Source organism: Halobacillus karajensis (assembly GCF_900108515.1).
Lineage (GTDB): Bacteria > Bacillota > Bacilli > Bacillales > Halobacillaceae > Halobacillus > Halobacillus karajensis.
Map to the genome: position 1 here is coordinate 137,923 of NZ_FNWW01000008.1, position 20,381 is coordinate 158,303.

Annotated in this window: 18 protein-coding genes; 14 read left to right on the forward strand and 4 right to left on the reverse strand. The window is 40.7% G+C overall.

Annotated features, from left to right (window positions below):
* The first annotated feature begins 2 nt into the window (after positions 1–2).
* The 6 genes from BLW54_RS16100 to dmpG all read left to right on the forward strand — a co-directional run bounded on the left by BLW54_RS16100 (position 3) and on the right by dmpG (position 5,715).
* Positions 3–1,025, forward strand: a complete 1,023-nt coding sequence (locus tag BLW54_RS16100; RefSeq protein WP_074735857.1) for an NAD(P)/FAD-dependent oxidoreductase — start codon at positions 3–5, stop codon at positions 1,023–1,025.
* A gap of 61 nt (positions 1,026–1,086) precedes the next feature.
* Complete coding sequence (locus BLW54_RS16105; protein WP_167358832.1) at positions 1,087–2,097, forward strand: VOC family protein; 1,011 nt, start codon at positions 1,087–1,089, stop codon at positions 2,095–2,097.
* Positions 2,098–2,165: 68 nt separating this feature from the next.
* The gene (locus BLW54_RS16110; RefSeq protein WP_074735859.1) at positions 2,166–3,221 is read left to right on the forward strand and encodes an amidohydrolase family protein; all 1,056 of its coding nucleotides are present in this window, start codon (positions 2,166–2,168) and stop codon (positions 3,219–3,221) included.
* 53 nt (positions 3,222–3,274) lie between these two features.
* Positions 3,275–3,508: a DUF362 domain-containing protein gene (locus tag BLW54_RS16115; protein WP_074735861.1), complete on the forward strand. Its 234-nt coding sequence runs from the start codon at positions 3,275–3,277 to the stop codon at positions 3,506–3,508.
* A gap of 288 nt (positions 3,509–3,796) precedes the next feature.
* Complete coding sequence (locus BLW54_RS16120) at positions 3,797–4,699, forward strand: acetaldehyde dehydrogenase (acetylating) (RefSeq protein ID WP_074735863.1); 903 nt, start codon at positions 3,797–3,799, stop codon at positions 4,697–4,699.
* A complete protein-coding gene (gene dmpG, locus BLW54_RS16125; RefSeq protein WP_074735865.1) occupies positions 4,696–5,715 on the forward strand; it encodes a 4-hydroxy-2-oxovalerate aldolase in 1,020 nt (339 codons plus the stop codon). The genes BLW54_RS16120 and dmpG overlap by 4 nt, the downstream gene beginning before the upstream one ends.
* Positions 5,716–5,859: 144 nt before the next feature.
* Here dmpG and BLW54_RS21215 read toward each other — a convergent pair whose 3' ends face one another.
* Both BLW54_RS21215 and BLW54_RS16135 read right to left on the reverse strand, forming a co-directional pair.
* Positions 5,860–6,342 carry a CBO0543 family protein gene (locus BLW54_RS21215; protein ID WP_341853316.1) on the reverse strand — a complete coding sequence of 161 codons (483 nt, stop codon included), beginning with the start codon at positions 6,340–6,342 and terminating at the stop codon, positions 5,860–5,862.
* On the reverse strand, positions 6,251–7,267 hold the full coding sequence (locus BLW54_RS16135) for a DUF2515 family protein (RefSeq protein WP_083391568.1): 1,017 nt from the start codon (positions 7,265–7,267) through the stop codon (positions 6,251–6,253). Before BLW54_RS16135 ends, BLW54_RS21215 begins: the two co-directional genes overlap by 92 nt.
* Before the next feature lie 209 nt (positions 7,268–7,476).
* On the opposite strand from BLW54_RS16135, the gene shc reads away from it, so the two are divergent.
* The 5 genes from shc (at position 7,477) to BLW54_RS16155 (ending at position 12,502) form a co-directional block, all read left to right on the forward strand.
* Entirely contained in the window at positions 7,477–9,381 is a 1,905-nt protein-coding gene (gene shc / locus BLW54_RS16140; RefSeq protein WP_341853317.1) for a squalene--hopene cyclase, read from the forward strand.
* A gap of 249 nt (positions 9,382–9,630) precedes the next feature.
* The gene (locus BLW54_RS16145) at positions 9,631–10,302 is read left to right on the forward strand and encodes a DUF421 domain-containing protein (RefSeq protein WP_051744111.1); all 672 of its coding nucleotides are present in this window, start codon (positions 9,631–9,633) and stop codon (positions 10,300–10,302) included.
* 132 nt (positions 10,303–10,434) lie between these two features.
* The gene (locus BLW54_RS20510) at positions 10,435–10,584 is read left to right on the forward strand and encodes a hypothetical protein (RefSeq protein WP_208598926.1); all 150 of its coding nucleotides are present in this window, start codon (positions 10,435–10,437) and stop codon (positions 10,582–10,584) included.
* Positions 10,585–10,638: 54 nt separating this feature from the next.
* A complete protein-coding gene (locus tag BLW54_RS16150) occupies positions 10,639–10,824 on the forward strand; it encodes a YjzC family protein (protein ID WP_341853318.1) in 186 nt (61 codons plus the stop codon).
* 226 nt (positions 10,825–11,050) lie between these two features.
* Positions 11,051–12,502: a DUF2254 domain-containing protein gene (locus tag BLW54_RS16155; protein WP_074735873.1), complete on the forward strand. Its 1,452-nt coding sequence runs from the start codon at positions 11,051–11,053 to the stop codon at positions 12,500–12,502.
* A 147-nt stretch (positions 12,503–12,649) separates the two neighbouring features.
* On the opposite strand, the gene ppdK is transcribed toward BLW54_RS16155, so the two are convergent.
* Together ppdK and BLW54_RS16165 are read right to left on the reverse strand one after the other, a co-directional pair.
* The gene (gene ppdK / locus BLW54_RS16160; RefSeq protein ID WP_074735875.1) at positions 12,650–15,331 is read right to left on the reverse strand and encodes a pyruvate, phosphate dikinase; all 2,682 of its coding nucleotides are present in this window, start codon (positions 15,329–15,331) and stop codon (positions 12,650–12,652) included.
* Positions 15,324–16,148, reverse strand: a complete 825-nt coding sequence (locus BLW54_RS16165; protein WP_035508160.1) for a pyruvate, water dikinase regulatory protein — start codon at positions 16,146–16,148, stop codon at positions 15,324–15,326. Before BLW54_RS16165 ends, ppdK begins: the two co-directional genes overlap by 8 nt.
* A gap of 603 nt (positions 16,149–16,751) precedes the next feature.
* Between BLW54_RS16165 and nirB the strand changes: the two genes are divergently transcribed.
* Genes nirB through BLW54_RS16180 form a run of 3 tightly spaced genes read left to right on the forward strand, consistent with a single transcriptional unit; the run spans position 16,752 to position 20,381 of the window.
* Positions 16,752–19,148 (forward strand): nitrite reductase large subunit NirB, encoded by a 2,397-nt coding sequence (gene nirB, locus BLW54_RS16170; protein ID WP_074735877.1) that lies wholly within the window; start codon positions 16,752–16,754, stop codon positions 19,146–19,148.
* 32 nt (positions 19,149–19,180) lie between these two features.
* The gene (nirD, locus tag BLW54_RS16175; RefSeq protein WP_035508162.1) at positions 19,181–19,498 is read left to right on the forward strand and encodes a nitrite reductase small subunit NirD; all 318 of its coding nucleotides are present in this window, start codon (positions 19,181–19,183) and stop codon (positions 19,496–19,498) included.
* Positions 19,499–19,529: 31 nt separating this feature from the next.
* A complete protein-coding gene (locus tag BLW54_RS16180; protein WP_071414301.1) occupies positions 19,530–20,381 on the forward strand; it encodes a formate/nitrite transporter family protein in 852 nt (283 codons plus the stop codon).

Genomic DNA, 20,381 nt, shown 5'->3' on the forward strand with positions numbered 1-20,381 from the left:
AATTGAGTAATGAAAGAGAAGTGTTTGATATAACCATTGTGGGCGGTGGCCCAGTGGGGTTATTTACTGCTTTTTATGCTGGTATGCGTCAGACGAGTGTAAAAATTATTGAAAACTTATCTCAACTGGGAGGGCAGCTATCTGCATTATATCCGGATAAGTACGTCTATGATGTCGCCGGATTTCCTAAGATCAAAGCTAAGGATCTAGTCGATCAATTGAAGGAACAAATGGGACAATTTGAAAGTGATATTTGCCTTGATGAAGAAGTAAAAGAGGTAACGAAGGAAGATGATATCTTTACCATTAAAACAACCAGGCAGACCCATTATTCTAGAACGATTATTATAACCGCTGGAAATGGTGCCTTTAAACCCAGGAGCATGAAATTGGAAAATGAGGCCCAATTTGTTGGGAATAACCTTCATTATCGAATCGAGGATCTGAATGACTTCAAAGGTAAGGATGTTGTTGTTTTGGGTGGTGGTGATTCTGCAGTAGATTGGGCTCTCATGCTAGAGAGGATCGCGTCATCCGTGAACATTGTCCATAGAAGAGACCGATTCAGAGCTCATGAGCACAGTGTCAATCTATTGAGAGACTCATCTGTGAATATCTATACTCCATATACTCCAATTGAGTTAGTAGGGGAGAACGAAATAGAATCAATAATGCTGAAGCAAACCAAAAGTAAAGAAATTATGGAATTAAATGCAGATGAGTACCTGGTCAACTATGGCTTTATATCCAATCTAGGCCCCATAAAAAATTGGGGATTGAAAATAGAGAAAAATTTAATTCAAGTAAACTCAAAAGCTGAAACAAATATCCCAGGAATCTATGCTGTAGGAGATATATCAACCTACCCAGGGAAAGTTAAATTAATGGCTACCGGTTTTGGTGAGGCTCCCATCGCGGTAAGTAATGCGAAGATTTACATTGATCCAAGCGAATCCTTACACACAGCTCACAGTACATCCATCATGAGCAGGAAGGATAATAAGAAAAAAGTCGTTACCTATTAAGTGCACCATTTAACTGTCATCCATTTTTATGTTGGAACGTATCTAAATGAGGAGGATACTTATGTCTAAACTGAAAGAAAAAATTGCAAATAAAGAATCAGATCAAGAGAGATTAGAGAAGTATTTACGCACGGTTGCCCATATTGGCCATGTCGAAATCAGTGTGACAAATTTTGAAAAGTCTCTATGGTTTTTCACTGAAGTTATGGGGCTTGTATTAACTGAAACAGATGGAGACCGTGCCTATTTAAGAGCATGGCAGGACTTTGATCATCATACGCTGGTTCTTCAAGCATCCCATACATCGGAAGTCAACCGTATGGGATGGCGTGTAAGTTCAAGGGAATCTTTAGAGTTATTTGAAAAACAATTAAAAGAAATGAATATCGATTATGAGTGGATAGAGGGTGGACGGAAGAAGGCCCTGGGTGATGCCCTCCATTTTAAATCCCCATCTGGATTACCGGTTGAATTATATTGGGAAAAGGAACTCTTTGTGACGGATGACCCGCAATTAAAGTCAAATTTACCGAGTCATCCAAGTAAATATACCGGAAAAGGTGTCTCACCTCGTCGATTTGACCATGTTAATCTCATGGTGAATGATGTTAAAAAAGAACAACAATGGTGGACAGACCTACTTGGTATTCATCATCGATACTATATTCAAAATAAAGAGGACATCCGTTTAGGCTCATGGTTGAGTAGAACGAACATTGCGCATGAAATGGCCCTAATGAGGAATTCCAATCAAGATGGGGCAGCATTTCACCACTTAGCCTATTATTTGGATTCTCCAGATGAACTTATTCGAGCGTCTAATCTAATGGCAGAAAATGATATAAAAATAGAATGGGGTCCAGGTAAGCATGGGACAAGCGGAGCACAATTCATCTATGTTATTGAACCGTCTGGTCATCGGGTGGAAATTTGGACAGGCGGACTCCTCATTTTCTCTCCTGATTGGGAACCGATTGAATGGTCTCCCGAGGTAGGACAACTAGGTCTGGAAATGTGGGGAAGTACACCACCGGAAACCTATTTAACTTATGGAACGAAGATAGGAGAATAAATGGGAGAGAGACGAACGTATTTTATTCTTTTCCCTATAAAAACTATAAATATTGGGAGAGTTTATTTGTGAATCAACACTTAAAAATTGATTTTCATACACATATTATTTCAGAGGAATATCTGGATTTAAGAGAAAAATATGGGGATAACCGTTGGCCGGTGTTAGAGAAAACTTGTGACTGTGGGGCCAACATTATAATAAAGGGGAAGAAATTCAGGGAAATCACCAACCAAACATGGGATGCAGAGCAGCGAATAAAAGATATGGATAAAGAAGGTATTGATCTCCAAGTTTTATCGCCGATCCCAGTCACATTTAGTTACTGGTCGGAACCTGAACAAGGGTTGGAGATGGCAAAGTTCCAAAATGATTTTATTGCCTCTATCACAAAAGAATATCCGAAAAGGTTTATAGGTTTAGCAACCGTTCCATTACAGGAAGTTGACCTTGCGATCAAGGAAATGGATAGAGCGGTCCACGAATTGGGCTTAAAAGGTATTCAAATAGGAAGTAATGTGAATGGCAAGAATTTAGATGACGATTCATTAGAAAGATTTTTTCAGGCTGCGCATGAATGGGGGGTTCCATTATTTGTTCATCCTTGGGAAACATTAGGGAGGGAACGAATGCCAAGGCATAACTTTATGTACATGGTGGGGATGCCCTCAGAAACAGCTTTGGCTGCCGGAAGTATCATCATGAGCGGCCTGTTAGATAAATATCCAAACTTAAAGATATGCTTTGCCCATGGAGGCGGATCCTTACCCTACTTATTACCAAGAATGGACAAAGGGTGGAATGTATGGCCGCAAATAAGAAAGACCAAGAACCCACCCAGCCATTATGCAAAACTCTTGTATTTTGATTCATTAGTTTACGATGAAAGTAATTTACAGTTTATGGTCGATCGATTTGGAGTTGATCAGATCATTGCCGGTTCTGATTATCCTTTTTTACTACGTGAAGCCCCATCTGGAAGAGTGGTCGATCGATTATCATCATTGAATAACACAGAAAGAGAAAAAATCCATGGGCTTAATGCTTTACACTTTTTAAACCTTGATGACGAACAATATAGGAGATCAAACGAGGAAGAACTAGTACGAAATGAAATGCGGTAAGTAATCAAATTGGCTAGGGTTCATCAAGATATACAGAAAAGGAGGGTATTTTCATGGCCTTTGTAATAACTGATTCATGCCGTCACGAAAAGGCAGCCGAATGTGTCGGTATCTGTCCAGTCGACTGCATAGAAGAGGGGGCGGATCAATTTTTTATAGACCCAAATGTTTGTATAGATTGTGGCGCTTGTGTTGCTGCTTGCCCAGTTGATGCAATCGTAGATGAAAATGATTTACCAGCCGATCAAGAAGAACAACTGGAAAAGGCTGAAAGTTTTTTCGGGTAGGGAGCTTGTGATACCTTGCATGGACCTTAACCCTCTATATTTCTATAGATATCATTGGGAATGTTGTCGTTTAGGTAGCATTCCCTTTTTTAAAAATTCAAGTGTTTGGCATAGTCAAATCGCTTATTTTTAATAGAGAGAAGGTAGGAAGGTCACTTCATTGGTTGCTGGACCTTGCAAATTTCAGTTGTGGATAGGATTGTTTCTATCATTGGCTGATTAGAGACAACAGTGCGATGATTGCTGTTATTACTCGGAAGAATAAATGAGTTATAGGGAGAAATGAACATGTCGAATCAGAAAATAAAATGTGCCATTATTGGCTCCGGTAATATCGGAACTGATCTCATGTACAAATTACTAGGGAGCGATAAGCTTGAGCTTACCGCGATGGTCGGTATTGATAAAAATTCGAAGGGGCTAGCGCTGGCTAAGCAATATGGTGTGAAACCAATTTATAACGGTATTGATGGTTTGGTAGCGGATCCGGAATTAGCAGAAATCATCTTTGAAGCTACTTCTGCAAAAGCGCATGGAAATAATGCCCCGATTTTAAAAGATCTGGGGATGAAGGCGATTGATTTGACACCGGCAGCCATAGGGCCTTTTGTCGTACCATCTGTAAATTTGAAGAAAGATAGGATTGTTGGACTGGATAACGTTAACATGGTTACATGCGGTGGTCAGGCAACCATTCCTATTGTGAAGGCGATTTCTGATGTCGTGAAGGTAGATTATGCGGAAATTGTTGCGTCCATCTCTAGTAAAAGCGCCGGTCCTGGGACCCGGCAGAATATCGATGAATTTACGGTGACGACAGCAAAAGCTTTGCAGGAAGTTGGGGGTGCTAAAGAATCGAAGGCCATCATTACGTTAAATCCAGCTGAACCTCCGATCTTGATGAGAAACACGATTCACGTTAAAACTGCACAATCCGCAGAAGACCACCGTGAGGAAGTTTTATCTTCGTTGGATGACATTTTAAAGACGGTGCAACGTTATGTGAAAGGATACCGTTTCAAGGCAGATCCGGTTATCAAAGGAAATGTTGTAACAGTTTCTGTAGAAGTAGAAGGAAATGGGGATTTTCTACCTAAATACGCAGGTAATCTGGATATCATAACTTCAGCAGCCTTGGAGACTGGAGAAGTTATGGCGGAACATCTGAGGAAGGAGGAAACAGCACAATGAGTAACCATAGAAAAATAGTTTTTAATGACGTTACCTTACGAGATGGGATGCATGCCATTTCTCATCAATATACAAAAGAACAAATTGCTGAACTGACAAAGCTCATTGATGAGTCTGGCGTCGATATCATTGAAGCTACTCACGGAGATGGGTTAGGCGGAAGCTCGATCCAATATGGTTTTTCAAAAGAATCCGAAGAGGACATTATCACAACAGCAGTGAAAAACGCTAAGCGTGCGAAGATAGGTGTGCTCCTCCTTCCTGGTATCGGAACAATTGATCATTTGAAGCGGGCAAGGGAATGGGGGGCAGCTGTTGTACGAGTTGCCACGCATTGCAGTGAAGCTGATGTTTCCGAACAGCATATCAAAAAAGCTGTAGATATGGGGATGGACACCGTTGGTTTCTTAATGATGTCTCACCGTTCGACGCCGGAGGAATTACTGGAAGAAGCTAAAAAGATGGAATATTATGGGGCTGGAACGATTTATGTGGTAGACTCCGCCGGGGCATTGACGATGGATGATACTCGGAGAAGGATTGCGCTATTTAAAGAAAATTTGAGTACGGATATTGGCTTCCATGGCCATAATAACCTCTCATTAGGCGTGGCCAACTCAATCGTTGCTTTGGAAGAAGGCGCGAGCCGAATCGATACAAGCTTAGCAGGAATGGGGGCCGGAGCTGGGAATACGGCTACTGAACAGCTTATTGCCGTTATGAATAAAATGGAAATCCCTCACATTGTAGATTTATATAAGGCAATGGATGCAGCAGAAAACGTAATGAAGCCTATGATGAACCGTCCCGTGCAAATCGACCGCCTGAGCCTCACACTAGGTTACACTGGTGTCTACTCCAGTTTTCTTTTATTCGCAGAAAGAGCGGGAAAAGAGTATGGTGTTGATCCGCGTGATATTTTAACCAAAATTAGTGAAATGGGAGCGGTCGGCGGACAGGAAGACTGGATTATCGGGGTTGCGCAGGACTTGGCAAAAGAAAAAAAATACGTCTGACAAAAACGGTCCAGGCGAGGGAAACGCCCCTTATCTGGACCGTTTTTTATGGTCTAAGCCAAGTCTCCAGAATTCTATAAGCCCTGGATTGGAAACAATCCTCCATTGTACAGAGGAGCCGTTCTTGTTTTAAAGAACCTCTTTTTAGTTATCTATCCTACGGACCCAATCATGAATGCTCTGGATGAGCAGAAGGAATGCAGCATATCCAAAAAAAGAATAGATGTGCTTCCATTTTGAGCTGAAGGCAATGACCCCTATATCTTCCATCACCGGCTCCAGCACCATTGCAAGCACACTGGCAAGGAATATAAAAACGAACCGAGTCAGACCGCTCACCGATTTCATCACCCATAGAGCAAATAAGGTAAAAGCAGGAATAACCAATAAGGTGAATCGAATGTCAATGGGAAAGACATTTGGAAAGGGCCGGGTAAGAAATATGTAGTAATTTTGGGTGATAAGCCATATTTCGATGTACGTGACCAGCAGGGAGGCGGAAATCATAGTGAAGAGGTAGGATAAGAACGTTCGTCTACCGTTGCCGGTGGAATAAGATTTTTTTGGTAAAGACGGTCCATTCGAGTTTTTCGATAGATTCACAATAGTCATGTTTAATCTCCCCATTTATGTTTTCAGTCATAGGTTCTAAAAAATCTATTCCGCTCCATTCAGTAAACCAGTCCCCTTTTTCAGCCTTTGTTTGATTGCTATTTTTCCAAGCGTATTCCAGTCTCGGACTATAAATGCGGCTGGCGCCTTTTCGTAAGGTGCAATTTTTGGTTTGAGGAACATACAAGTTCCCCGGTACTGTCTCTTTCACATCATTAAACAGATGGGGCCAGTAATCTTTGCGAGACCCCGTATGAGGCGTAGTTTTAGCCCAGCCAATGATCTGCTGAAGGCGATTTGGATTTGAAAAAAGTAAAGCATATAATCGTTTCCCTAATTCAATGCGTTGGGACAAAGAGGAAAATGGAGGTAGTGTTTGCCCCACTAGCCAATTTTTTGTGAAAGGCTTTTGGGAATAGGGAAATAGAATATGGCTCATATTCAATAACTCCTGTAATTTAAACATGATCGTATCAAGTACCGTATTTTTATAGGTGGGATTTTGGATGACTCGTTTTTCCAAATAGCTTTGCTCATTAATGATCATCGCAAGGGCTAAGGTTGTGGTGTCTTGGGTGTTCCAAAAGTCTATCCAAACGACTTCCATAAATACGGATACATTTAGGTGTCGAAGAAGGTGGAAGTGGGGCTGCTTGTTTGCCAGACTCTCTTCATATAGGAGAAACTGGGGATAGATATCCTGGAAGATCAACCAATTTCCTCGCTCTAAGAATGAAAAGAAATCCGTTTGTTCCTTTTCCGTTAATAGCTTTGCTAGAAATTCTCCTTTTAAATCCGTCATATTCCAGCCACCGTTTCTCGATACCATGTGGCCAAGTAAAGCCCATTCAATTTCTGGATGCCTTAAATAGAAGTCAAGATAAGCTTGAGTCCGTGTTACGTTATTCAAGTTGAGCGTTTCCGTTTTTTCTCGAATCATTGTGATCAACTGCTGGTCTTTCGAGGACGGTGTGGCAAAAGGCTGAGCAGCTTTAGTTTTAAAATTATTGTTTAATTGCTTTTTTAGTTTTTCCAGGGAACGGAATGTTCTTGTAACCTTTACCAGAAGCGATCACTCCTCTCTAGGAATGTGTGTTTTCATATATGAATAAGTATAGGGAGTCATACTTTTTAGGAGGGATGGAATAGGTGAAACAATGGGTGCTATCTGAAATGGAACGCTTGATTAATCTCTTAAAAAGGGACCAATCTCAAGATGGGTCCTGGGACTATGCGTTTGAAACCGGAGTAGCGACGGACTCTTATATGATCATTTTATTACGTTCCCTGGAGATTCATGAGGAGAAGTTAATCCAGGCATTGTCAGAAAGAATTGTTAGTAAACAGGAAAAAAACGGGGCGTGGAAACTGTTTTATGATGAGGGCCCAGGTAATTTATCAGCTACCATCGAAGCCTATTACGGTCTCTTATATTCAGGCTATGCCAATTCCGAGGATCCTAACATGAAAAAAGCGGAACAGTTTATCCTTCAACATGGTGGATTAAATGAGGCAGGGATGTTTACGAAAATCATGCTGGCGTTAACTGGACAACAGGCCTGGCCAAAATTTTTCCCGATCCCCCTTGAAGCCATTTTGCTTCCGGTTCATTTTCCGCTCAACCTTTATGATATTTCGGTATTTGGCAGAGCAAACATGGTCCCGCTTCTTTTGCTTGCCCATGAAAAGTACCAATTAACTACACCTCAAACCCCTGATTTGTCCCATCTTTATGTTCATTTCGATGAACGTTCTGGGCACCATTTCTTTCGAGAATCGGACCGCATCCTGGAGTGGCGGAATTATTTATCCTCCTTAACGAAGGCTCTTCAGTCCAGTTTCTATACGCTTAACCATTTGGAAGAAATAGCTGCTGAACAAGCAAAACAGTACATGTTGAAGCGTATTGAATCTGATGGCACGTTCTTGAATTATTTTAGCGCCACGTTCTTAATGATTTTTGCCTTTATGTCGCAGGGTTTTTCAAAAAAAGATAAGAAAATCAGAAATGCTGTCAACGGATTAAAATCGATGGCCACTCTCATAGACGGACGTGTCCATATGCAATATACGACCGCTGATGTATGGAACACCTCTCTGATCAGCTATACCCTTCAGGAAGCAGGTGTTTCTGAGAAGGATGATGTCATCCAAAAGGCCAATCGTTATTTATTGTCCAGGCAGCAATTTAAATATGGCGATTGGGTGGTTCACAACCCTTCTACAAGCCCTGGTGGGTGGGGGTTTTCCGATTTGAATACGATAAACCCTGATGTAGATGACACCACAGCAAGCTTACGGGCAATACAAAAAATCCTTTCTTATCAACCAGGTTTCCATCAAGCGTGGGAGCGAGGAACTCAATGGGGGATGTCAATGCAAAACACGGATGGGGGATGGCCATCTTTTGAGAGGAACGTGGATAAGAAAATCTTAAACCTGCTGCCCGTGCAAGGAGGAGAGTTTTTGCTGCTCGACCCATCCACGGCTGATTTAACGGGAAGGACACTTGAATTCCTAGGGAACTTTACAAACGTAAATAAAAATCATTCTGCGATAGCTAGAGGGATCGAGTGGCTTAGGAAGAAGCAAAACCAGAACGGCTCTTGGTATGGCCGGTGGGGGATCTGCTATATTTATGGAACATGGGCTGCCGTTACCGGATTAATTGCATGTGGCGCGGACTCCAAAGCTCCGATGCTTCGTAATGCTGTCCAATGGCTAAAGGACATTCAAAACGAAGATGGGGGATGGGGAGAGTCCTGTAAAAGCGATACGGAGAAGCGCTATATGCCCTTAAAAGCAAGCACGTTGACTCATACCGCTTGGGCACTGGATGCTCTCATTTCCACCTCCTCATCACCCACTCCAGCCATTGAAAAAGGAATACAATTTCTTATTGAGAAGGGAAATAACAAGGATTGGACCCATAACTATCCGAAAGGACAGGGGATGGGAGGAGCATTTTATATCCACTATCACAGCTATCGTTACATTTATCCGCTTCTCGCTTTAAGTCATTATAAGCATAAGTTTCAACGCGAAGCGGTCTAAATAGTGATGACAACTCTTATTTAAAAAATGGGTATGAAAAATTTGTTTAACTAAAAAAACGATTGATCAGCTTTGATAAGTATGGAGAGTACTTACCGTAGGGTAAGTGCTTTTTTATTTTTATTTCAACTATTCAATTTTAGTTTTCTCCTACCAGCGATCATTCTTTGTCCTCCCATATTAAAGTAATTTGTTTAGCCATTCATGAATAAGGAAATGGAAATACCAAAAAAGGAGGGAATCTTCTATATGATGTTTTTTCAAATAGCCTTGAAGTTAATGGTCGGTTTAATAGGAATTGTCTTTATTACGCGCGTGTTAGGAAAAAAACAAATGTCCCAGGTTACACCCTTAGACTTCGTGTACGCGCTGATTCTTGGGGGAATTATTGAAGATGGATTATACGAGTCCCAAGTAACTGTATGGCACATGCTAATGGCCTTGGGGTTATGGGCCGTCTTTATTTTTACGGTAGAAAAAAGCGCTCAGAAATTTGCTAACTGGAGAAATATAATTAAAGGGAAGCCTTCCGTTGTTATAGAGAAGGGGAAAATAAACATAAAAGAAATGAAGCGAAATATGCTGGAAGCTGAGCAAGTTCGCACCCTGTTACGTATGCAGGGGATATTTTCCATTAGTGAAGTGGAATACGCTGTGCTTGAGAATAGTGGTACATTAAGTGTGCTTCCTAAAACAGGGGAACAACCTGTAGAAAAACAGGATTTTTTAAGAGATTATAAAGAAAGTGGACTTTCTTATCTCCTCATTGAAAAGGGAAGAATCAATGAAAGCACCCTAAATGATATCGGAAAAGATAAGCAATGGCTTATTAGGAAGATGCAGGAACAGGGATACTCTGTAAACCAAATCTATTACGCAGAATGGAGTAAGCAGGACGGATTCCTCCTACAAACCTATTAGTTTTTCAAATTATAAAATACCTTTACAGTTGATTAAAATAACATTTCCCTAAAGTAAATGAGGTTTAAGTTTCTTTGAAAATGAGAAATTATTAAATGTGACACGATAATTTTCAAAAGGAGGTTCATTCACATGGCCAAAAATAATCAAAAAATGACTACAGAGGAAGCAGGCAAAAAAGGCGGAGAAAAAACCTCCCGTAAATACGATCAAGAACATTTTGAAGATATCGGTCAAAAAGGTGGGCGTCATTCAGGTAACGGCTCAAGCAGGAATTCCTAAGGTTTAGGATTCCCATCACTGCTAATAGATTCAAATATTTAAGAGAGGTGGTAGATGATGGCGAAAGATAAACAATATAAAATAGGTGAAAAGGCTGCAGAAAGTGGAAAGTATAAAGTGGACAGCCTTGTGAACGGTAATTCTAGCAAAGATAAACAAACCATTGAGTTAAATCAAGGTGATCAATTCCCACCGTCTCCAGCTGATAATGAGGCAGCGTATTGGGTCAAAATATCCTAATATGATTTCTATCCCCCTCTTTAAGGAGGGGGATTCTTTTCTCTCTTGCCAAGGGCAGCCTCATTTTTGTAGATAAGAATCACTCTTTCATGTAAAACGTGAACATCCAGTCCTATCTATGTAAAAAACTTAAATGGCAGTCGAATATATTTCTCCAATAAGTTATTTGGTACGAAGCCTTACATAGGGCAATATTTAGGGGATCACTATAGGGAGGAATGTAATAATGGGATTGAAACTAAGACAAGAAATAAAAAAGTACTTTAATATGACAAAAAGAGAAAAGCGGATTTATAAATTTTCTAACCTTTGGATGACACCCGTTATTTATTCAATCGTAGCCTTTACACTATTTCTTTGCACTTCATGGGCTGACCTCTGGATGAATTTCGGCTATTTAGTACCTTCATTCCTAAACCCAAGTTACGAATTAACTCGAAATATATTAAGTACCCTGACTGCTGGTCTTCTGTCACTTACTTCCTTTACTTTTTATGGGGTGTTGACCGCGCTTACTACCTTTTCAGCTCAATTTTCACCTCGAATTTTGAAAAACTTTATGATGACTAAGAGGACTCAACACACATTAGGAATTTTTATAGGGAGTTTTCTATATGTACTTTTGAGCTTACTATTCCTTAATAAAGAAGCAAACTACTTTTTTATCCCAACTTCTGCAACTCTTTTAGCTGTCATTTCTCTCGGGGCTTTTGTCGTCTTTATTAACCATATTATTACTTGGTTACAAATAACAAACATGACATTAGATATGAAAAACGAATCGATAAATATTATGGATGATTCTTTGATTCATGAGTTGGATCCTTACCGTGTGGAAGACATAAGTGAAATTAAAAAGGATATCCCTAAAACTGAAGGAATCCAAGTAAGAATTAAAAGGTCGGGATATTTGCAGAAGGTTGACTTTATTGGACTCATTAAGGAAGCAGAAAACGATGGGATAGTTTTAAAGTTAGAATACAAAGTAGGGGATTTTGTTTATCATTCTACTCCATTATTCACCTATTGGAAGAGGAACTCTTTAAGCGAAAAAATTGATGTAAAAAAATATATGGGGATGTTTGATTTTGGAAAAACACAAACCGAAATACAAGATATTGAATTTAGCCTAAATAAATTTGTGGAAATTGCAATACGCGCTTTAGGAAACCATGACCCAAAAACGGCATCTGGTACAATCTATCAACTTGGAGACTTACTTATAAATATTTCACAGAATGCAAACTTTACCCCTTATCTATGGGATAATCAGGGGAATCTTCGAGTTATAGTAAAAAGCTTAGATTTCGAAGATTACTTGTATATTAGTTTTGCTTCTATACGACATTACTCAAGGAAAAATATAGTGGTTACCATGGATTTATTAAATGTCCTCCATGCAATTGCTCAAGCTGTACGGGAAAGAGATTATGATTCAGTTTGGGAGTTTGTGGTTTATACGGCTAAAGGTTTTGAACAGGAATATTTGCATAGTTTGGATCGGAGGAAGTTTTATAATATTCTATGGGAAATAGCTTCCATAACAGCTAATAAAGCTGGTTATTATAATATAGTTGATAAAACGTTATCCCAAATCTCTGATAAGGATGAGATTAGAGAAGCTAAAACAGTAGCTTATCCGAATTTTGATGAAAAGGAAAAGAGTTTTAATGTCTAATGCTAAGAAACATGCAAAATAAAGGAACCCTAAACATGAATAACGGAAGTTGTTTAGAGTTCCTTTTTATTTATTATAATGAGCACCATTCCTGAATTAATTATTTATAGGATAACAAAAAGCCCTCTTTATTAATTATTTATCGTTTTAATTGTATTGTGGTTCTTTTAGTTTATTGATTTCTTCGTTTCTAATCGTTGCCTGAGCTGTCGCAAGCCGTGCAGCAGGGACACGAAATGGTGAACAGCTTACATAATCCATCCCTAAATCAAAGCAGAATTGGATCGATTCTTTTTCCCCACCATGTTCTCCGCAAATCCCTGTTTTAAGTGCAGGTTTGGTATCTCTGCCTAATTTCACACCACTTTCTACAAGTTTCCCTACACCTTCCTGGTCTAATGAGACAAATGGATTTTGCTGCAGTACATCCTGTTCAACGTAGTGCTGGAGAAACTTCCCTTCGGCATCATCGCGACTAAATCCGAACGTGGTTTGTGTTAAGTCGTTCGTTCCAAATGAGAAAAAGTCAGCTTCTTCGGCAATTTGATCAGCTGTTAGGGCCGCGCGCGGCGTTTCAATCATAGTCCCAATAAGGTAGTTAAATTCTTGTCCAGTTTCTTGTTGAACTTGTTCGCCAACATGGATAACACGTTGACGCATATCTTTTAATTCATTTACATGGCTGACCAAAGGAATCATAATTTCAGGGTTTACTTTGATTCCCTTTTTCATAACGCTGGACATTGCATAAAAGATGGCTTTTGCTTGCATTTCATATATTTCAGGATGAATCATTCCTAAGCGACAGCCCCGATGTCCTAACATAGGGTTTGATTCTTCTAACACACGGACTTTCCGCAAGAGATTCTGTTTTTCTTGCAGATCTTTTGAACGAGGGTTTGAGATTTGCAGTTTAGTTACATCGACAAGGAGTTCCTCTTTGTCAGGGAGAAACTCGTGAAGAGGTGGATCTAATAACCTTACTGTAATGGGATATCCCTGCATGGTTTCAAATATTCCTTCAAAGTCTTGCTGCTGCATGGGCAAGAGCTTATCAAGGGCGTCTTTACGTTCCTCATTGGTTTCAGAGAGGATCATACTTTGAACAGTTGGGATGCGGGAAGGATCCATGAACATATGCTCTGTGCGGCAAAGGCCAATTCCTCCTGCTCCAAACTCTAATGCTTTCGCGGCATCTTCTGGATTATCAGCATTTGCTCTTACATCCATTTTTGTCTCTTCATCCGCCCAGTTAAGCAGTAATTGGAATTCGTCCGAAAGCTGTGGCTCGATCATGGGAATTTCCCCAAGAAAGATTTCACCCGTTGAACCATCAATGGTGATGACATCTCCGTGATTTACAGTCGTTGTTCCTACATGAAATTGTTTGGACTCTAGATGGATTTTTAGGGATTCACAACCGCATATGCAGGCTTTTCCCATTCCTCTAGCTACGACGGCAGCATGACTTGTCATTCCGCCGCGGCTCGTAACAGTCGCTTGGGCAGCTACAATGCCATGGATATCATCCGGTGTCGTTTCAGGGCGAACAAGAATCACTTTTTTTCCGCTTTTTGATAGCTCTTCTGCCTCATTGGCATCAAAGACGACTTGGCCTGTGGCTGCTCCTGGAGAAGCTGGGAGGCCATTAGCTAATTGTGTTTCTTTATGGTTAGGATCGATGTGATGATGGAGCAGCTGATTGAGCTGATCGGGATCCACACGTGTTAGAGCTTCCCGTTTATCCATGATATTTTCTCTTACCAATTCAACAGCAATCCGAATGGCTGCTTGGGCTGTACGTTTACCTGTCCGCGTTTGGAGAATAAAAAGCTTCCCGCGTTCCACTGTGAACTCAATATCCTGCATATCCTTGTAATGATTTTCTAGCAGCTGGCAGGTCTCGCTTAATTGTTCATATACATCTGGCATTTCCTGTTGCAGGCTGGCGATTGGCTGAGGTGTTCGAATGCCTGCCACCACATCTTCTCCTTGGGCGTTGATCAAATATTCTCCATAAAGATTAGCCTCGCCGGTGGATGGATTACGGGTAAAAGCAACTCCTGTACCAGAGTCATCTCCCATATTTCCAAACACCATGCTTTGAATATTCACAGCTGTACCAAGGTGGCTCGGGATATTATGAAGACGTCGGTACAAAATAGCCCGCTGGTTATTCCATGAGTCAAAGACGGCATTGATGGTCAGGAATAATTGTTCCTTTGGATCCTCAGGAAAGCTTCTTTTCGCATGTCTTTGGACAATTTTTTTGAATTCTTCGATCACCTGCTTCCATTCTTCGGCAGTAAAGTCTGTATCAGAGTGGTACCCCTTTTCAGTGCGAGTATTCTCCAACAACTGTTCAAAATAGAAGTTGTCTACATCGAGGACTACATCACTGAACATTTGTATAAATCTTCGGTAGGAATCATAAGCAAACCGAGGATTATTTGTCAGTTTTGCTACACCTTCAACGGTCTCATCATTCATGCCGAGGTTTAATACTGTATCCATCATTCCAGGCATCGAATGTACCGCACCTGAACGGACAGAGACGAGCAGCGGGTTTGATGGATCCCCTAATTGCTTGCCTGTTTTCATTTCAAGGGTATGAAGGGCTTCTAATACTTGAACTTCAGCCTCAGGAGGGATGACTTGTCCAGCTTCGTAATAGGAATTACAAGCCGTTGTCGTAATCGTAAATCCATAAGGGACGGGCAAACCAATCCGTGTCATTTCAGCTAGGTTAGCACCTTTTCCCCCCAGTAGTTCCTTCTTGCCGCTTTCTGGTTGATCAAACATGAAAACAAAGTTTTTATTTTTATCCATTAGCAAAGCTCCCCCTTTTATTAAACATGGCTAGGATGATATCAGCTGTCTCTTCTATCGCCTTATTAGAGACATCAATAATAGGACAGCCGATTTTTCTCATTATGTTTTGAGCACTATTTAGTTCTTCAAGAATTCTATCGAGTGACGCATAATTCGCTGGAGAAGTTAAACCTAAATTTTTAAGTCGTTCTCTGCGGATTTCATTCAGTTTCTCCGGTGTGATCATTAATCCTACACATTTACTTCTTGGGATGTTAAAAAGCTCTTGAGGTGGTGGAACCTCTGGGATAAGAGGGACGTTGGCTACTTTAAATTTTTTATTTGCTAAGTACATAGAAAGAGGGGTTTTCGACGTTCTGGAGACTCCAATAAGAACAATGTCTGCGAGTCTTAACCCTCGTACTTCTTGTCCATCATCGTACTTCACAGCAAATTCAATGGCTTCTACTCTTTTAAAATAATCCTCATCCAGCTTTCTCATTTGTCTGGGTTGATGACTGGGTTCGGTATTAAATGTTTGAGTAAACGCATTCATTAGAGGAAGCATTAAATCAACAGCGGTAATCCCTTCCTCTGCTGTTCTTTGATCAAGGTATTGCTTTAAAGCTGGAAGGACAATAGTGTAGGCAATGATTGAATGGCTATACTTCGCTGCAGTGATGACATTATTAATATCTTGTTCATCCTCCGCATAGGAAAAATGCTTAATTTCAACATCCTTTCCTAAAAATTGACTGGCTACAGCCTTTACCATTAAATCTGCTGTTTCTCCGACGGAATCTGACACGACATATATCGTTTCTTTGTTAGTCACTATCCATCTCCCTTTTCCTTAAAGTATAAATCACCATAAAGTTATCGCTAGAACCCCTCCCTTGTGAGTGCTCTATTGAACTAATGTGACATACTATTAATCTATTAAATGATATTATGACATACTTTTTGTATGAGTAGTATAGTATCATTCTTTGTGACTCGTTACAACATAAAGATAGTTTTCTGTTTGAATAAATTTTCCCTAATGTTCCGGGAGGGAGAAAAATAGGCAGTGGAGAGAGCGGTTTGTATGAACTTAAGGGGTGGGACTAAAGGGGCTTAAACAGAGGGGGGGCAAATTATAAAAAGATAGCTTTATAGGGAGAGGATAGCGCTATTCGGTTTTTTCTTATATGAAACTATACATACTTATTTTGAATCTCTGTGTTACCTTTGTTTACATGTGAGCGCTTTTTCTTATTTATATAGCGCAGGCTGCCGTTTGAATGTAGAATTATCCGATTATTAACGAGTCTCTTTTATTTTAAAGTGAAAAAGTATGTTAGGTTTTCTTACATAGTGTTTGAAAAGGAAGAGGGAGGTCGTTAACATTGACATATAATTTAGAATATTACCACAAATAAAACGGCGGAGGGTTTCCATGGAAAAACAGAAACTTATATTGATCGGAAATGGAATGGCTGGGATTCGAACTTTAGAAGAAGTATTGAAACTGGAGCCGGATACATTTGATATTACGGTTTTCGGGAAGGAGCCTTATCCAAATTATAATCGTATAGAATTATCCAAGGTTCTCCAGGGAGATACTTCCGTTTCTGATATTACATTAAATGAGTGGCACTGGTATGAAGATAATAACATTCGACTCTATCCGGGGGAAACGGTAACGCGCATCGATAAGGAGCAAAAGATCGTCTATACGGATAAAGATCGTGAAGAATCTTATGATCAGTTGATTATCGCTACTGGGTCCGACCCGGTGATATTGCCTTTACCTGGAATAGACAAAGAGGGCGTGACTGCCTTTCGTGATATTAAAGATTGTGAAAAAATGGTTGATTACTCAAAGAAATATAAAAAAGCTGCTGTGATTGGCGGTGGGCTTTTAGGACTTGAAGCAGCCCGAGGCTTGCTTAACCTGGGGATGGAAGTAGATGTTATACACCTCTGTGATTCATTGATGGAGCGACAGTTAGATAAAGAAGCGGGAACACTACTGAAAGAAGAGTTGGAAGAACAGGGAATGCATTTCCTACTAGAAAAACAGACGAGCGAGATTTTAGGCAATGATCATGTCTCTGGCCTTCGGTTCAATGATGGAGAAGAAATAGAGGCGGATTTGATCGTCATGGCTGTTGGAATTAAACCGAACGTTGCACTGGCGAAAGAATCCGGGATTGAAGTGAATCGTGGAATCGTTGTCAATGATTATTTGGAAACGAATGATCCTAATATTTTCTCGGTTGGAGAGTGTGCGGAACACCGGGAAATGGTGTATGGGTTAGTTGCACCTCTTTATCAACAGGCTCAAGTGTTAGCTAAACGGATTTGTGGTATGGGGGGAGATGGTTATCAAGGGTCTGTTCTATCCACCCAGTTAAAAGTCTCTGGGGTTGATGTATTTTCCACAGGACAAATTATGGAGAATGAACATACAAAGGCCATCAAAGTGTTTGATGATTGGCGTGGAGTCTATAAAAAAATTGTTGTCGAGCAAGGAAAAATAACAGGAGCTGTCTTGTTTGGTGATACAGGAGATGGGAATCGCCTTCTTAATCTTATTAAAAAAGGGGCGGATGTTGAGGAGTACACGGATACCGATCAAAACCAGGAAGCAGGAGCAGGTTTGGTTGCTGATATGCCTGACGATGAACTGATTTGTGGTTGTAATGGAGTCACGAAAGGAACGATCATAGAGGCAATCGAAACACAAGGGTTGAATTCTGTTGAACAAGTGAAGGGATGTACGAACGCCTCTCGTTCCTGCGGTACATGTAAGTCTCTAGTTTCCGATTTATTAGAATATACACTTGGTGAAGAATATGACGAAAATCAAAAAGAAACGGTTTGCGGCTGTACTACCTTATCTAAAGATGAAGTGATTGCTGAAATAAAAGAAAAAGGGATGACAAATACTCGAGAAGTAATGAATGTGCTGGGGTGGAAGAATGAAGAAGGCTGTGCGAAGTGTAAACCAGCACTGAATTATTATTTAGGAATGCTTTATCCAACGGAATACGAGGATGAGAGAGAGTCGCGTTTTGTGAACGAAAGACTACATGCCAATATTCAAAAAGATGGAACTTTTGGTGTGATCCCACGAATGTACGGTGGGGTAACGAATGCACAGGACCTTAGAAAGATAGCAGATGTGGCAGAAAAATATGATGTAGGCATGATTAAGCTGACAGGTGGACAGCGTATCAATTTATTAGGGGTAAATAAACAAGATTTGCCTAATATTTGGGAAGAACTGGATATGCCATCCGGTCATGCCTATGCGAAAGGCCTCCGGACGGTGAAAACATGTGTCGGTTCTGAATTCTGTCGGTTCGGTACACAAGATTCCACAGGACTTGGAATTAGGCTTGAGAAGAAGTTTGAAGGGTTATCCGGACCACACAAACTCAAAATGGGTGTTTCTGCTTGTCCGAGGAATTGTGCAGAAGGTGGAGTGAAAGACGTTGGGGTCGTTGGACTTGAAGGAGTCTGGGAAATCTATGTAGGGGGAAATGGTGGAACGGATCTGAGGCAGGCGGATTTATTATGCAAAGTAGAGACAGGTGATGAGGTCCTTGAGTGGGTAGGAGCCTTCTTACAGTACTACAGAGAAACAGCGAATTATTTAGATCGGACGTCCGTATGGGTGGAAAAGATGGGAATAGAACATATCCGAGAAGTGGTTGGAAATAAAGAGAAGCGTGACGAGTTGAATGAACGTATGGATCTAGCTCTTTCAGCTATTCAGGAACCATGGAGCGAAGCAATCAATAATGGGACCCTGCTAAAAGATTTATATGAGAAAGTGAATGCTTAACTTGTTTAAAGATCAATTTTAGGAGGGGTAAAATGGAAAGAACATTAAGTAGAGTATTAATCGGGAATTACTCTGAACTGCCTGAACGCCTGGGAAAAACCGTCATTATTGGTGATAAAGAAATTGCCGTATTTAAATTGGCGAATGGGAAGATACGTGCGATAGAAAACCGCTGCCCTCATAAAGGCGGGGTTCTGGCTGAAGGGATGGTTAGTGGAGAACATATATTTTGCCCAATGCATAATTGGAAGATTAATGTAAACAACGGTCAAGCACAGGCCCCGGATGAGGGATGTGTAGGTACCTATCAAGTGGAAGTCAAAAACAATTCTGTTTATGTGCTTGTCTAATGTATAAATTATCATTCTGGGGAGGGGGATTATGACTTACGTTAAGCCCGGTCAAGTAATGGAAAATATGATTGATGCTGGAGAATCCAAAGCGCAATTGTCTATTAAAGATATGCTTATCCGAGGAGTCATTGCCGGTGCCCTCCTCGGGTTTGGTACGACTTTGGCCTTTACCACCGAAGTTCAATCAGGCTTAGGTGTTCTTGGAGCTTTGTTGTTCCCTGCGTGTTTTGTAATGGTTATTTTATTAGGGTTAGAACTTTTGACAGGGAACTTCGCATTCATTCCTTTAGCTGTCCTTGAGAAGAGAGTGTCTGTAGGTGAGATGCTCAACAACTGGTTTTGGGTGATGATCGGTCATCTGATCGGAGGTGCTTTCTACGCTTTTCTATACACCATCGCTTTATCTCAGTTGGGGCATGTGACAGACAATGCGGTAGCAGAAAAACTGATAGCTGTATCTGAAGCGAAGACATTAGGATATGCAAGTCTTGGGAGTGAAGGTTTAATCGTCGTTTTTGTCAAGGCCATGTTATGTAATTGGATGGTCACATTGGGAGCCGTGTTAGCATTTGTGTCTACATCAACGATCGGGAAAATGGCTGCGATGTGGCTGCCGATTTTAATTTTCTTTGCCCAGGGGTTTGAACACGCAGTTGTCAATATGTTTGTAATCCCGGCAGGAATGATGCTTGGGGCTGATGTTACTATAGCGGATTGGTGGATGTGGAACCAGGTCCCAGTTTTGCTCGGTAATTTGGTAAGTGGAGTGGTATTTACAGGTCTAGCTTTATACTTTACCCACCACAAGGTGGAAACGAGGATTTTGAAAATGCCTAAAAATGAATCTAGGATTCCGAATACAAAACGCGGACAAGCATAG

Excerpts from the sequence above, each read along its gene's own strand:
- BLW54_RS16180 (WP_071414301.1), top strand. The coding sequence starts at position 19,530 with ATGACTTACGTTAAGCCCGGTCAAGTAATGGAAAATATGATTGATGCT.
- BLW54_RS21215 (WP_341853316.1), bottom strand. The coding sequence starts at position 6,342 with ATGGGGAGATTAAACATGACTATTGTGAATCTATCGAAAAACTCGAAT.
- BLW54_RS16155 (WP_074735873.1), top strand. The coding sequence starts at position 11,051 with ATGGGATTGAAACTAAGACAAGAAATAAAAAAGTACTTTAATATGACA.
- BLW54_RS16115 (WP_074735861.1), top strand. The coding sequence starts at position 3,275 with ATGGCCTTTGTAATAACTGATTCATGCCGTCACGAAAAGGCAGCCGAA.
- nirD (WP_035508162.1), top strand. The coding sequence starts at position 19,181 with ATGGAAAGAACATTAAGTAGAGTATTAATCGGGAATTACTCTGAACTG.
- BLW54_RS16150 (WP_341853318.1), top strand. The coding sequence starts at position 10,639 with ATGATGGCGAAAGATAAACAATATAAAATAGGTGAAAAGGCTGCAGAA.
- BLW54_RS16145 (WP_051744111.1), top strand. The coding sequence starts at position 9,631 with ATGATGTTTTTTCAAATAGCCTTGAAGTTAATGGTCGGTTTAATAGGA.
- BLW54_RS16120 (WP_074735863.1), top strand. The coding sequence starts at position 3,797 with ATGTCGAATCAGAAAATAAAATGTGCCATTATTGGCTCCGGTAATATC.
- BLW54_RS16135 (WP_083391568.1), bottom strand. The coding sequence starts at position 7,267 with ATGATTCGAGAAAAAACGGAAACGCTCAACTTGAATAACGTAACACGG.
- nirB (WP_074735877.1), top strand. The coding sequence starts at position 16,752 with ATGGAAAAACAGAAACTTATATTGATCGGAAATGGAATGGCTGGGATT.
- BLW54_RS16105 (WP_167358832.1), top strand. The coding sequence starts at position 1,087 with ATGTCTAAACTGAAAGAAAAAATTGCAAATAAAGAATCAGATCAAGAG.
- BLW54_RS20510 (WP_208598926.1), top strand. The coding sequence starts at position 10,435 with ATGGCCAAAAATAATCAAAAAATGACTACAGAGGAAGCAGGCAAAAAA.
- ppdK (WP_074735875.1), bottom strand. The coding sequence starts at position 15,331 with ATGGATAAAAATAAAAACTTTGTTTTCATGTTTGATCAACCAGAAAGC.
- dmpG (WP_074735865.1), top strand. The coding sequence starts at position 4,696 with ATGAGTAACCATAGAAAAATAGTTTTTAATGACGTTACCTTACGAGAT.